This window comes from Pseudoduganella namucuonensis, from assembly GCF_900116645.1.
Classification (GTDB): domain Bacteria; phylum Pseudomonadota; class Gammaproteobacteria; order Burkholderiales; family Burkholderiaceae_D; genus Rugamonas; species Rugamonas namucuonensis.
Genome location: NZ_FPBO01000016.1, coordinates 103,320 through 116,034, shown reverse-complemented (window position 1 = coordinate 116,034; position 12,715 = coordinate 103,320). Strand labels below are relative to the sequence as shown.

The window sequence follows — 12,715 nt, the reverse complement described above, 5'->3', positions numbered from 1 at the left end:
CGCGCGGCGAGCCCCCTGCGAGCGTGAAAAAGGATCCCCCATGTTTACAACGGAAAACGGCTACATGAACAAATTCAAAAAATGGATGGCCCTGTCCCTGTGCGCCAGCCTGCTGGCCGCCTGCGGCGGCGGCGGCGGCAACCCGGGCAGCACCAACAACGGCGGCAGCAACAACCCGGCCAAGGTGACCTCGGTGGTGCTGACCGCGAGCGCGGCCACCATCGACTCCTCCGGCGCCGACGGCACCGAGGTGACGCTGACGGCCATCGTCAAGGACGCCAACAACGCGGCGATGTCCGAGCAGACCGTGGTGTTCAAGGCCGATTCCGGCAGCATCAGCAGCAGCGCCAAGACCACCGACACCAGCGGCGCGGTGTCCGAGAAGCTGAGCGTGAAGGGCGATCCGAGCAACCGCACCATCACCGTCACCGCCACCAGCGGCGGCGTGACCTCGGCGCCGATCAAGATCAACGTGGTGACCGCCATGCCGGTGCTGTCGCTGACCGCCGACGCCGGCGTGCTGCAGTCGGCCGGCGCGGCCGGCGCGGAAGTGACGCTGACGGCCCTGGTCAAGGACGCCTCGAACAACGTGGTGCCGGGCGTGAAGGTGGACCTGTCGGCCGATTCCGGCAGCCTGACCCTGGGCACCCGCATCACCGACGCCAACGGCAAGGTCACCGAGAAACTGAGCACCGGCGGCGATCCGACCTCGCGCGCGATCAAGGTCACCGCCAAGGTGACGGGCACCCAGCCGGTCACCACCACGGTCAACGTGGTCGGCACCCGCGTGCAGGTCAATTCCAGCAGCATCGTCAACGTCGGGTCCGTCACCGACGTGGCCGTGAAGGTGGTCGACTCCGCCGGCAACGCGCTGGTGGGCAAGCCCGTCACCTTCGGCTCCAGCGTGGCCGGCCGCCTGACGGTCAAGGGCGGCGGCGCGGCCGTCACCAACACCGGCGGCCAGTTGACCCTGAGCTACACCGCCACCGGCGCGGCCGGCGCCGACACCATCACCGTCGGCTCGCTGGGCGAAACCGCGACCTTCGCGATCTCGGTGAGCTCCGCGAACTTCTCGGTGGCGGTGGTGTCCGGCGGCGTGGTGCAGACCCTGGCCGCCATCAACACCTGCCACATGGTCGCCATCCACAGTGACACCGGCGGCGTGGCGCAGACCGGCAACGTGGCGCTGAGCACTTCGCGCGGCGACGTCTACAGCGACGCCAATTGCACCACCCTGCTCAACGGCCCGCTGACCCTGGTGAACGGCAACGCCACCGGCTATGTGCGCGCCACCGGCCCGGGCGTGGCCACGCTGAACGCCACCACCTCGGCCAACGGCGTGACGGTACAGGGCGTGATCGAATTCGTGGCGCCGTTGACGGCCGCCTCCACCGTCAGCATACAGGCCGACCCGGCCGTGGTCGGCGCCAACACCGCCGGCAGCACCGCCCAGCAGACCACGCTGCGCGCGCTGGTGCGCGATGGCACGGCGCAGAACAACCTGGTCAAGAACGCGCAGGTGACGTTCTCCATCCTGACCGACCCGAGCGGCGGCACCCTGACCCAACCGTCGGTGGTCACCACTGGCAGCGACGGTTCGGCTTCCGTCAGCTACATCGCCGGCACCACCGCCACCCAGTTGGACGGCGTGCAGATCCAGGCGCGGGTGCAGGGTGTCAACGCCTCCGCCATCGCCCGCCTGACCGTGGCCAGGAAGTCGCTGTTCATCAGCGCCGGCACGGGCGCCACCGTGGCTACCCCGAACAGCTCGACCTACCGCCTCGACTACTCGGTGTTCGTCACCGACGCCGCCGGCAACCCGGTGCCCGGCGTCAACGTCACCGGTTCGGTGCGCCCACGCACCTATCACAAGGGCACGCTGACTTATATCGGCCTGGACGGCCCATGGCAGTACACCGGCGGCCTTGGCGTGCCGGCGGCGTCCTGCGCCAACGAGGACGTGGACAGTGACGGTATCCTGAGCGGCGGCGAGGACTTGAACGGCAACGGCGTGCTCGACCCGGGCATCCCGGTCATCGTCACCCCGGCCGTCACCACCGACGCCGGCGGACAGGCCCTCGTGTCGCTGACCTACGCCCGTGACCGTGCCAACTGGCTGGACGTGGACCTGACCATCCGCGGCCAAGTGTCGGGCACGGAAGCGCGTTACAATGGCTTGGTGCGGCTGCCCGGGTTGGCGACGGACTATGGCGATGCGGGTGTGTCACCGCCTGGCCGGAACAGCCCTTATGGCGTGTCTTCCTCCTGTTCCAACCCGAATTAACTGGGAATGTAATGCCGAATGTGTTTTTAGTAGGGCTGATGGGGGCGGGCAAGACCACGATAGGCCGCCTCCTGGCCCGCAAGCTGGGCCTGCAGTTTGTCGATTCCGACCACGAGATCGAGGCCCGCACGGGCGCGTCGATCCCGTGGATCTTTGAAATCGAGGGCGAGCCGAGCTTCCGCCGCCGCGAGGCCGAGGTGATCCGCGACCTCACCGCCCAGCAGGGCATCGTGCTGGCCACCGGCGGCGGCGCCATCCTCGACCCGGACTCGCGCGCGCTGCTGCGCGAGCGCGGCACCGTGATCTACCTGCGCGCCAGCGTCTCCAGCATCCTGCAGCGCACCGCGCACGACAAAAACCGGCCGCTGCTGCAAACGGCCGATCCGCGCAAAAAACTGGAGGAATTGATGCTCCAGCGCGAACCCCTGTACGAGGAAATGGCCCACATCGTCATCGACACCGGCCGACCTAACGTACAATCGATGGTTCACACAATTCTGAACCAGCTGGACGTCCTGGCCTGCCAGGCCGCGTCCAACTGTGTCACACAGGCACAACCATCGATGAGCGAACAAACCACCATCCTCCTGAACGTCGACCTCGGCGAGCGCAGCTACCCCATTTCCATCGGCCCCGGCCTGCTGAACGACGGCGCGCTGCTGGCGCGCCACGCGGTCGGCAACAAGGTCGCCATCGTCACCAACACCACGGTGGCGCCGCTGTACCTGGACACCGTGCGCGACGCGCTGCGGGCCAACGGCAAGGAAGTCATCGAGATCATCCTGCCGGACGGCGAGGAGTACAAGAACTGGGCCAGCCTGATGCAGGTGTTCGACAGCCTGCTGGCGCACAAGGCCGACCGCAAGACCACGCTGCTGGCGCTGGGCGGCGGCGTGATCGGCGACCTGACCGGCTACGCGGCCGCCAGCTACATGCGCGGCGTCGACTTCATCCAGGTGCCGACCACCTTGCTGTCGCAGGTCGACTCCTCGGTGGGCGGCAAGACCGGCATCAACCATCCGCTGGGCAAGAACATGATAGGCGCGTTCTACCAGCCGCGCGTGGTGATCGCCGACACCTCCAGCCTTGAAACCCTGCCGGACCGCGAACTGTCGGCCGGCCTGGCCGAGGTGATCAAGCACGGCGCCATCATCGACGCCGAGTTCTTCGACTGGATCGAGGCCAACATCGACAAGCTGGTGGGCCGCGACAAGGGCGCGCTGGCCTACGCCATCGCCCGCTCCTGCGAAATCAAGGCCGACGTGGTGCGCCAGGACGAGCGCGAGGGCGGCCTGCGCGCCATCCTCAACTTCGGCCACACCTTCGGCCACGCGATCGAGGCCGGCCTGGGCTATGGCGAGTGGCTGCACGGCGAGGCCGTCGGCTGCGGCATGGTGATGGCGGCCGACTTGTCGCAGCGCATGGGCTACATCGACGCCGAAACCGTCGAGCGCCTGCGCGCGCTGGTGGCGGCGGCCGGCCTGCCGGTGGCCGCGCCCGACCTGGGCGCCGAGCGCTGGCTGGAACTGATGGAAGTGGACAAGAAGAACGAGGGCGGGGCGATCAAGTTCATCCTGCTCAAGCCGCTGGGCGCGCCGAAGATCACCAACGCGCCGCAAGAGCTGCTGCTGGCCACGCTGGCCGCCAACGTCGTCCGGTCCGCCTAGGCCATGTCCAGCGAAGCGCACCTCGCCCCCTACGCCGTGCGTTCGGACCAGGGCGGGGGGCGCCGCTACGAGGAGGCCCCGCACGCCTCGCGCAGCCAGTACCAGCGCGACCGCGACCGCATCATCCACTCGACCGCCTTCCGGCGGCTCGAATACAAGACCCAGGTCTTCCTCAACCACGAGGGCGACCTGTTCCGCACCCGCCTCACGCACAGCCTGGAAGTGGCCCAGATCGGCCGCTCGCTGGCGCGCAACCTGCGCCTGAACGAGGACCTGGTGGAGGCGGTGGCGCTGGCGCACGACCTGGGCCACACCCCCTTCGGCCACGTCGGCCAGGACGTGCTCAACGAATGCATGAGGGAGCACGGCGGCTTCGAGCACAACCTGCAGAGCCTGCGCGTGGTGGACGAGCTGGAGCAGCAATACGGCGGCTTCGACGGCCTGAACCTGATGTTCGCCACCCGCGAGGGCATCCTCAAGCACTGTTCGCTGGCCAACGCCCGGCAGCTGGGCGCGGTGGGCCGGCGCTTCATCGACCGCACCCAGCCCTCGCTGGAGGCGCAGCTGACCAACCTGGCCGACGAGATCGCCTACAACAGCCACGACATCGACGACGGCCTGCGCTCGGGGCTGATCACGATAGAACAGCTGGAGCAGGTGGACTTCTTCGCCCGCCTGTGGCGCGACGTGCAGCGCGCCCATCCGGGCCTGGCGGGCCGGCGCGCCATCTACGAGACGCTGCGCCGCGTGATCACGGCGCTGGCCGACGACCTGCTGGCCACCTCCGGCGAGCTGATACGCGAGGCCGCGCCGAAGAGCGCGGACGAGGTGCGCGCCGCGCCGCCGCTGATCCGCTTCTCGCCGGCGATGCGCAAGGACGCGACCGAACTCAAGCGTTTCCTGCGCGCCAACCTGTACACGCACTACAAGGTCAACCGCATGCGGGTGAAGGCCAGCCGCATCGTGCGCGAGCTGTACGAGGCCTTCATGACCGACCCCGTGCTGCTGCCGCCCGACTACCAGGACGGCTCCGGCGACGTGACGGCGCAGGCGCGCAAGATCGCCGACTACATCGCCGGCATGACCGACCGCTACGCCTTCCGCGAACACCGCCGCCTGTTCTCGTTGGACGAACTGTAGGGCGGAATAGCGCATACGCGCTATTCCGCCCTACGGTGCCGGCGCGCGTCAAGCGCTCCGGGCTAGAACATCCGCGCCTGCGCGGCGCCGCTGTCCCCCATCAATTCCAGCAGCAGTTTCTTGACCGGCGCGGGCAGGGCTGCGTCGGCAACGCGGCCGCCGTCCAGCCAGGTGTAACGCGATTCCCCGGCGAAGGGCGCCCGGCGCGCCAGGGTCACCAGCAGCGGGGCGATGTGCAGCTTGTAGTGCGTGAACACATGCGTCACCGTCATCAGCCGCTCGTGCGACTCCATGTCGCCGAACGGCAGCACCGCCCGCGCCAGCGCCGCCGCATCCACTTCCGGAATCTCGTCGTCCCCGGCCGGCGTGTGGCCGTCCAGCTCCGGCAGCGACAGCAGGCCGCCCCAGATGCCGCTGGCCGGACGCTGCTCCAGCAGCACCTGCCCGCCGTCGATGACGACCAGCATGGCCGCGTGCTTTTCCGGCGAGGCCTTCTTCGGCTTGCGCACCGGCAGCTCCTTGGTCCGGCCGGTGGCGTGCGCCACGCAGCGCGGCCGCATCGGGCAGCGCGCGCAATCCGGGCTGCTGCGCGTGCACAGGGTGGCGCCCATGTCCATCAGGCCCTGCGTGTACGACTCCACGCCCTGTTCCGGCAGCAGCGCCTCGGCGCGCAGCCACATGGCTTGCTCCACCTTTTTCTCGCCCGGATAGGCGTCGATGCCGAACACCCGCGCGAACACGCGCTTGACGTTGCCGTCCATGATGGCGGCGCGCGTGCCGCTGGAAAACGCGGAGATGGCCGCCGCCGTCGAGCGGCCGATGCCCGGCAGCTCGGCCAGCAGCGCCGGGTCGGACGGGAACACGCCGTCGTATTCGGCCACCACGCGCCGCGCGCACTGGTGCAGGTTGCGCGCGCGGGTGTAGTAGCCCAGGCCGCTCCACTGCGCCATCACGTCCTCCACCGGCGCCCCGGCCAGCGAGCGCAGGGTGGGGAAGCGCTCCAGGAAGCGCGCGTAATAGCCGAGCACGGCCGAGACCTGGGTCTGCTGCAGCATGATCTCGGACAGCCAGATCAGGTAGGCGTCGCGCGTGTTCTGCCACGGCAGCGTGTGGCGTCCGTGCTGTTGCTGCCAGGCGATCAGGGTGGCGGAAAAAGTGGGATCGGCGTAGTCCGCCGCGCCTTCGGGCGCGAGCGGATGGGTGAGGCGTTTCATGTGCTTCCTGTGCTGTTTATGCGGCCGCTTCCAGCGCGACGAACTCGGCGTTGATGGCGATGCTGATGTTGCCGGCCAGCTCGGTGAGCCGCGCCTTCTGTTGTTCGAGCTCGGCCTGGCTTTGCTCGAAGGCCTCGATTTTCTGTTCCAGGCTGTCGGTGGCGTCGTGGATGCGCTGGATCGACGCCAGCCGGTGCTTCAACTGGTCCTTGTGCTGGCGGATTTGCGCCTCCAGCGGCGCCATGATGACCTTCAGCCATGCCTCGGCGTCCGCGTTGGCGGCCTTGAAGCAGCGCTTCACCGACGAGGCGATGGAGTCGAAGAAGCGCTCGATCAGCACCACCCGCCGCGTCATCAGCAGGGTCACGGTGCCGAACTGCTTGTCGTACACCTCCTCGATGTCGGCGATCTCGTCGCGGTACTTGTCCAGGGTGAAGGCCATCGGCGGCGCCAGCGTCAGGCCGTGCTCGCTGGAGAACTTGCGGTACATGACGTCCATCATGTCGCGGATCTCCGTGGTCTTCTGCTCGGACACCCGCAGGTCGCGCCGGATGTCCTCGAAGAAGGCCTTGACCACCTCGCGCATGCCGGTCGAGAAGCGGCTGCCGTCCATGGCGCGCCGCACCTCGTGCACGTGGTCGCGCAGCACGTCCATGCCCAGGCTGGTGTACAACTCGGTGGACAGCCGCGTGAACACGGCGCGCGTGGCCTGCAGCTTGAACAGGCTGCTGTCGAACTCCTTCTTTTCCGCGTCCACCCGCCGCATCATGTGCGCGATCACGCTCTGGTTCTTGCCGCGCAGGCTTTTCAGTTCGTGCAGCTGCTCGACGATGCCGCGCATGCGCGCCGCCACCATGGCCTGCTGCGCGCCGCTCAGCGCGTTCAGGTCGCGCGCCAGCTGCTTGCGCACGATGTCTTTCTTGGCCGGGATCAGCTCGTCGAACAGGGCCCGCTCCAGCAGGCCCAGGCGGCTCTTTTCCAGCAGCGCCGCGTCGCCGTTGATCTTGCCCACCAGCGCCTTCTGCGCCGAGACGGGAAACACCTGCCGCGGCTCGAGCGCCAGCATGTGCGCCGCGTGCTCCTGCTGGCGCGCGATCTCGGCGTTCACCTCCTGGTCGCTGCGCAGCTCGTCCCACATGCTGTCTATCTTGTTGAGCACGACCAGGCGCCCGCTGCCGCCGCCGATGTGCTTGCGCCAGACCTCGATGTCGCTCTTGGTCACGCCGGTGTCGGCGGCCAGGATGAACAGCACCGCGTGCGCGTGCGGGATCAGGTTCAGCGTCAGTTCCGGCTCGGTGCCGATCGCGTTCAGGCCCGGCGTGTCCAGGATCACCAGCCCCTGCTTGAGCAGCGGATGGGGGAAGTTGATGATGGCGTGGCGCCACAGCGAGATCTCCACCAGGCCGTCGTCGTCCAGGGTGACCGGCATGTCCGGGTCGTTCTCGTCGTACAGGCCGTAGCGCTTGGCCTCCTCCACGCTGACGTGGCGCGTCAGGCTGACCTGCTTGAACACCTCGTGCATGGCGTCGGCCGCGGCCAGGTCCAGCGGCAGCATGGTCCACGCGGCCGGGTTGTCGCGGTAGTCGCTGGTGGACAGGTTTTCGGCCCGCGTCTCGATCGGCAGCAGGCGGATGCAGGCCGGCCACGCCGGGTCGTACATCAGCTCGGTCGGGCACATGGTGGTGCGGCCGGCCGCCGAGGGCAGGATGCGCTGGCCGTAGTCGGCGAAGAAGATGGAGTTGATCAGTTCGGATTTGCCGCGCGAGAACTCGGCCACGAAGGCGACCGACAGCTTGTCGTCGGCCAGCCGCGCCAGCGTGCGGGCGATACGCTGCTCGGTGGCGGCGTCCGCCAGTTCGGCCGCGGCCACCCAGTGCCGGTACTGCTGCAAGGCCACCACCACGCCCTGGCGCCACGCGCTGTATTGTTCGAGATCCCTGACCATGCGAGTTTCCTGTTTGTCTACCTGTTTATTATTTCTGGCACTGCACGCAATAAAAGGTCGAACGCTGCCCCTGCTTGATCTGCCGTATCGGCGTGCCGCAGACGCGGCAGGGCACGCCAGTACGATCATAGACGAAATAGCTCTGCTGGAAATAGCCCGATTGGCCGTTCACGCTGATAAAGTCGCGCAGCGTGCTGCCGCCCTGCACGATGGCCTCGGCCAGCACGTCGCGCACCGCCCGCGCCAGTTTTTCATAGCGCGCCAGGCTGATGCGCCGGGCCGGAGTCTTCGGATTGATGCCGGCCCGGAACAGGCTTTCCGAGCAGTAGATATTGCCCACGCCCACCACGATGTCGCCCGCCAGCAGCACCTGCTTGATGGCGGCGCCGCGCTGGCGGGTGTGCTGGTGCAGCAGCTTGCCGGTGAAGCCGGCCTCCAGCGGCTCCACGCCCAGCCCGCGCAGCAGCAGGTGGCCGTCCAGTTCGCCGTCCTCCCGCGCGTGCCACAGCACGGCGCCGAAGCGGCGCGGGTCGGTCAGGCGCAGCACCTGGCGCAGGCCCGCGTCCTCCACGACGAGGTCGAAATGGTCGTGCTTTTGCGGCGGCGTGTCCGGCGGCAGCACGCGCAGGTGGCCGGACATGCCGAGGTGGATGATCAGGGTGCCGTTGTCGAACTTGAGCAGCAGGTATTTGCCGCGCCGGCCGGTGCCGGCGACGGCGCGCCCGGTCAGCGTCTCGGCCAGGCCGGCGGGGAAGGGCCAGCGCAGGCCGGCGCGGCGCAGCACCACGGCCCGCACGGTGCGGCCTTCGATATGCGGCGCGACACCGCGCCGCGTGACTTCGACTTCTGGCAATTCTGGCATGACGGACTCGAATAAAACTTGTTACACCTGCAAACGTACGCGCGCGGTGGGTTGGCGTAAAATCAGGGTTAGTTTCCGACCAGCCAGGACTATCCTTTGAAAAACGCATTCGTCATTGTAACTCTGTCGGCTGTGCTGTCCGCGTGCGCTGTTGCGCCGCAAAAACAACCCGATGACGCCGCGACCGCGCCGGCGTCCGCGAATCCAGGCGCGCCGGCCGCGGCCGATGACACCCGCGACACCCCCGCCACCCAGGCCGTGGCCGCCGCCGCCGCGGTCCAGGCCACCGAACCGCTGCCCACCGTCGAATTGACCAGCGACCTGTTCTACAAGCTGACCAAGGCCGAACTGGACTTCAAGCGCGGCCAGTGGCAGAGCGCCTACGTGACCATGATGGTGCTGGCGCAGCAGACCCGCGACCCGCGCCTTGCGCAGCGCTCGGCCGAGATGGCGCTGGCCGCCAAGCAGGGTGGCGAGGCCATGGCCGCGATCCGCCTGTGGCGCGAACTGGCGCCCGATTCCGACGAGGCCGCGCAATACTTCCTGGGCTTCTCCGTGCTGGGCGACGACCTGGCCGAGTCCGAGCAGGTGTTCGTGCAGCGCCTGAAGAAGAGTCCGGCCGGCACCCGCGGCCTGGTCATGTTCCAGATGCAGCAATTCCTGCTGCGCGCCAAGGACAAGGCCGCCGCGTTCGCGCTGATGGAGCGCGTGCTGGCGCCCTACGCCCAGCAGCTGGAGACCCATCTGGTGCTGGCGCAGGGCGCCTACTCGAACGGCGACGCCGCCCGTGCCGCCAGCGAGGCGCAGCTGGCGCTGCGCATCAAGCCCGATTCCGAGCTGGCGTTGCTGACGATGGCCCAGGTCACCCCCGATCCGGAGGCCGTGACCAGGCTGGTGACCGGCTTCCTGGCCAAATACCCGAACGCGCGCGAGGTGCGCGCCGCCCACGCCCGCATGCTGGTCGAGCAAAAGCAGTACGGCAAGGCGCGCGACGAGTTCCAGGTGCTGCTCAAGCAGCAGCCGGACCACCCGGCCACGCTGTACGCGCTGGGCATCATGTCCATGCAGTCCGGCGACACGCCCGCGGCCGAGGGCTATTTCAAGCGTTTCGTCGACGTGCTGGGCAAGGACGCCGGCGACGACCGCGATCCCACCAAGGCCTTGCTGATCCTGGCCCAGATCGCCGAGGAGCGCGGCGACTACGCCGCCGCCCAGGCCTGGCTGGACCAGGTGGACGGCGCCGAGCCGCGCCTGATGCTGACGGTGCGCTTGAAGCGCGCCCAGCTGTCCGCGCGCATGGGCGACCTGGACGGCGCGCGCAAGATGCTGGCCGACATCAAGAGCGAGGACCCGGCCGAGCTGGCCCAGGTGGTGCAGACCGAGGCCCAGTTGCTGCGCGACGCTGGCAGCGCGGCCCAGGCCTATGCGGTGCTGGAGGACGGCGTGCTGCGCTATCCGAACAGCCCGGACCTGCTGTACGATTTCGCGCTGGCCGCCGAAAAGGCCGGCAAGCTGGAATTGATGGAAACCAGTTTGCGCAAGGTGATGGAAATCGCGCCGGAGAACCACCACGCCTACAACGCGCTGGGCTATTCGCTGGCCGAGCGCAACCAGCGCCTTGAGGAGGCCTACTCGCTGGTGGAGAAGGCCATGCAGATGGCGCCGGGCGACCCCTTCATCATGGACAGCATGGGCTGGGTGCAGTTCCGCCTGGGCCGCCTGAAGGAGGCCGAGGAGCTGCTGCGCCGCGCCTACCAGCTGCGCAACGATCCCGAGATCGCCGTGCACCTGGGCGAGGTGCTGTGGGAGCGGGGCGACAAGGCCGGCGCCCATCAACTGTGGCGCGAGGCGCGCGCCAAGGATCCGCAAAACGATGTGCTGAAAAGCACGCTGGCCCGCTTGAACACTGGTTTGTGACATGACGAGAAAACTCCCGGGCGCCCCCGCGCTGCTGGCGGTCCTGCTGGCCGCCCTCATTTCGGGCTGCGCCACCACCCCCGCCATCCCGCCATCCGCCGCCCCGGTCGCGCCCTACAGCGACACGCTGGACCTGGCCGGCAAGCTGGCCGTCACCTACAGCAAGGACGGCAAGAGCGAGTCCATGTACGGCCGCTTCGCCTGGCAGCAGAGCGCGGCCCGCACCGACGTGACCATCACCGCGCCGCCGCTGAACCAGACGGTGGCCACCATCAGCGTCGCGCCGGGTCGGGCCACGCTGACCGAAAGCGGCAAGCCGCCGCGCACCGCCGCCGACATCGACACCCTCAGCGCGCAGGCGCTGGGCTGGACCCTGCCGGTCTCCGGCCTGCGCGAATGGCTGCAGGGCTACGCCACCGCCGCCGGCGGCAAGCGCTACACGGCCAGCCCCGCCGCCAACACGGTGACCACCGCCGACGGCTGGCGCCTGACCTACGTGTCCTGGCAGGACAGCCCCGGCGCGCCGCGCCCCAAGCGCATCGACGTCGAGCGGGGCGCCACCGGCCAGCTTGACGAAATGACCATCCGTATCGTGATCGACTCCCCCGCAACATGACGAGTAGCCTGAAGAATTGCCCGGCCCCGGCCAAGCTGAACCTGTTTTTGCACGTCACCGGCCGCCGCGCCGACGGCTACCATCTGCTGCAGACTGCGTTCCAGTTGATCGACCGTTCCGACCTGCTGCATTTCACCGTGCGCGAGGACGGCCTGGTCCGCCGCGTCAACGACGTGCCCGGCGTGCCGGAGGCGCAGGACCTGGTGGTGCGCGCGGCCCTGCTGCTGCGGGCGGAAGTGCTGCGGCGGCGCGGCGGCGAGCGGGGCGGGGCGCGGGCGCCCGGCGCCGACATCACGGTGGAAAAGGTGCTGCCCATGGGCGGCGGCCTGGGTGGCGGCTCGTCCGACGCGGCCACCACGCTGATGGCGCTGAACAAGCTGTGGGACGCCGGCCTGGACCGCGAAGAGTTGATGGCATTGGGCCTGCCGCTGGGCGCGGACATTCCCTTTTTCATTTTTGGCGAGACCGCCTTCGCCGAGGGTGTCGGCGAAACGCTGCGCCCGGTCGATGCGCCGGATTGCTGGTATGTCGTCATCGAGCCGGGCGTCTCGGTGCCGACCCCGGAAATATTCCGTTCCGAGCATTTGACAAGGAATACTTCGCCCGTCATAATAACGGACTTTTCCAGCCACTACGCGAATCGAAACGATGCGACGCAGTTCGGCGGGAACGATTTGCAGCAGGTGGCGATGCGTTTGTATCCACCGGTCGCGCATGCGATAGAATGGCTGCGAAGTTTTGGCGATGCCAGGATGACTGGCTCCGGCGCTTGTGTGTTTTGCGCCGTTGAAAATGAAGCCCAGGCCGACGCGGTGCTGAATGAAGCACGCGGAACCTGGACGGCATGGAAAGCCAGGGCGCTGAAGCGGCATCCAATCGCCGCGATGTTGTAAGTAAAAAAGATTTTGCTTTGCGTTAAATAGGTTGTATAATACGGCCCGTCGTAACGACAAGCAGCAAGTTTTAAGCGTAGGGGAATCGCCAAGCTGGTTAAGGCACCGGATTTTGATTCCGGCATACCAAGGTTCGAATCCTTGTTCCCCTGCCACCAATTCTCCCGGAACTGTCGA

General features: G+C 68.0%; 9 protein-coding genes and 1 tRNA gene. 7 read left to right on the top strand and 3 right to left on the bottom strand.

Annotation, left to right across the window (positions count from 1 at the left end; translation table 11 throughout):
• Positions 1-64: 64 nt before the first annotated feature.
• The 3 genes from BM436_RS17830 to BM436_RS17820 are packed head-to-tail and all read left to right on the top strand — an operon-like array spanning position 65 to position 5,091.
• Positions 65-2,284 (top strand): Ig-like domain-containing protein, encoded by a 2,220-nt coding sequence (locus tag BM436_RS17830; RefSeq protein ID WP_093556930.1) that lies wholly within the window; start codon positions 65-67, stop codon positions 2,282-2,284.
• 11 nt (positions 2,285-2,295) lie between these two features.
• Complete coding sequence (gene aroKB / locus BM436_RS17825) at positions 2,296-3,951, top strand: bifunctional shikimate kinase/3-dehydroquinate synthase AroKB (RefSeq protein WP_093556876.1); 1,656 nt, start codon at positions 2,296-2,298, stop codon at positions 3,949-3,951.
• A 3-nt stretch (positions 3,952-3,954) separates the two neighbouring features.
• The gene (locus BM436_RS17820; protein WP_093556875.1) at positions 3,955-5,091 is read left to right on the top strand and encodes a deoxyguanosinetriphosphate triphosphohydrolase; all 1,137 of its coding nucleotides are present in this window, start codon (positions 3,955-3,957) and stop codon (positions 5,089-5,091) included.
• A gap of 62 nt (positions 5,092-5,153) precedes the next feature.
• Here BM436_RS17820 and mutY read toward each other — a convergent pair whose 3' ends face one another.
• Genes mutY through mutM form a run of 3 tightly spaced genes read right to left on the bottom strand, consistent with a single transcriptional unit; the run spans position 5,154 to position 9,112 of the window.
• A complete protein-coding gene (gene mutY, locus BM436_RS17815; RefSeq protein WP_093556874.1) occupies positions 5,154-6,305 on the bottom strand; it encodes an A/G-specific adenine glycosylase in 1,152 nt (383 codons plus the stop codon).
• 16 nt (positions 6,306-6,321) lie between these two features.
• Positions 6,322-8,250, bottom strand: coding sequence for a dynamin family protein (locus BM436_RS17810; RefSeq protein ID WP_093556873.1), 1,929 nt, complete (start codon positions 8,248-8,250; stop codon positions 6,322-6,324).
• A 28-nt stretch (positions 8,251-8,278) separates the two neighbouring features.
• Positions 8,279-9,112: a bifunctional DNA-formamidopyrimidine glycosylase/DNA-(apurinic or apyrimidinic site) lyase gene (gene mutM, locus BM436_RS17805; protein WP_093556872.1), complete on the bottom strand. Its 834-nt coding sequence runs from the start codon at positions 9,110-9,112 to the stop codon at positions 8,279-8,281.
• A gap of 96 nt (positions 9,113-9,208) precedes the next feature.
• Between mutM and BM436_RS17800 the strand changes: the two genes are divergently transcribed.
• The 4 genes from BM436_RS17800 (at position 9,209) to BM436_RS17785 (ending at position 12,693) form a co-directional block, all read left to right on the top strand.
• Positions 9,209-11,029 carry a tetratricopeptide repeat protein gene (locus BM436_RS17800; protein WP_093556871.1) on the top strand — a complete coding sequence of 607 codons (1,821 nt, stop codon included), beginning with the start codon at positions 9,209-9,211 and terminating at the stop codon, positions 11,027-11,029.
• 1 nt (position 11,030) lies between these two features.
• The gene (locus tag BM436_RS17795; protein WP_093556870.1) at positions 11,031-11,645 is read left to right on the top strand and encodes an outer membrane lipoprotein LolB; all 615 of its coding nucleotides are present in this window, start codon (positions 11,031-11,033) and stop codon (positions 11,643-11,645) included.
• Positions 11,642-12,538 (top strand): 4-(cytidine 5'-diphospho)-2-C-methyl-D-erythritol kinase, encoded by an 897-nt coding sequence (gene ispE / locus BM436_RS17790; RefSeq protein WP_093556869.1) that lies wholly within the window; start codon positions 11,642-11,644, stop codon positions 12,536-12,538. The genes BM436_RS17795 and ispE overlap by 4 nt, the downstream gene beginning before the upstream one ends.
• A 78-nt stretch (positions 12,539-12,616) precedes the next feature.
• Positions 12,617-12,693: transfer RNA gene (locus BM436_RS17785), tRNA-Gln, on the top strand.
• Positions 12,694-12,715: the final 22 nt, after the last annotated feature.

Coding starts and splice junctions, on each gene's coding strand:
- mutM (WP_093556872.1), bottom strand. CDS start 9,112: ATGCCAGAATTGCCAGAAGTCGAAGTCACGCGGCGCGGTGTCGCGCCG.
- BM436_RS17830 (WP_093556930.1), top strand. CDS start 65: ATGAACAAATTCAAAAAATGGATGGCCCTGTCCCTGTGCGCCAGCCTG.
- aroKB (WP_093556876.1), top strand. CDS start 2,296: ATGCCGAATGTGTTTTTAGTAGGGCTGATGGGGGCGGGCAAGACCACG.
- BM436_RS17820 (WP_093556875.1), top strand. CDS start 3,955: ATGTCCAGCGAAGCGCACCTCGCCCCCTACGCCGTGCGTTCGGACCAG.
- BM436_RS17795 (WP_093556870.1), top strand. CDS start 11,031: ATGACGAGAAAACTCCCGGGCGCCCCCGCGCTGCTGGCGGTCCTGCTG.
- mutY (WP_093556874.1), bottom strand. CDS start 6,305: ATGAAACGCCTCACCCATCCGCTCGCGCCCGAAGGCGCGGCGGACTAC.
- BM436_RS17810 (WP_093556873.1), bottom strand. CDS start 8,250: ATGGTCAGGGATCTCGAACAATACAGCGCGTGGCGCCAGGGCGTGGTG.
- ispE (WP_093556869.1), top strand. CDS start 11,642: ATGACGAGTAGCCTGAAGAATTGCCCGGCCCCGGCCAAGCTGAACCTG.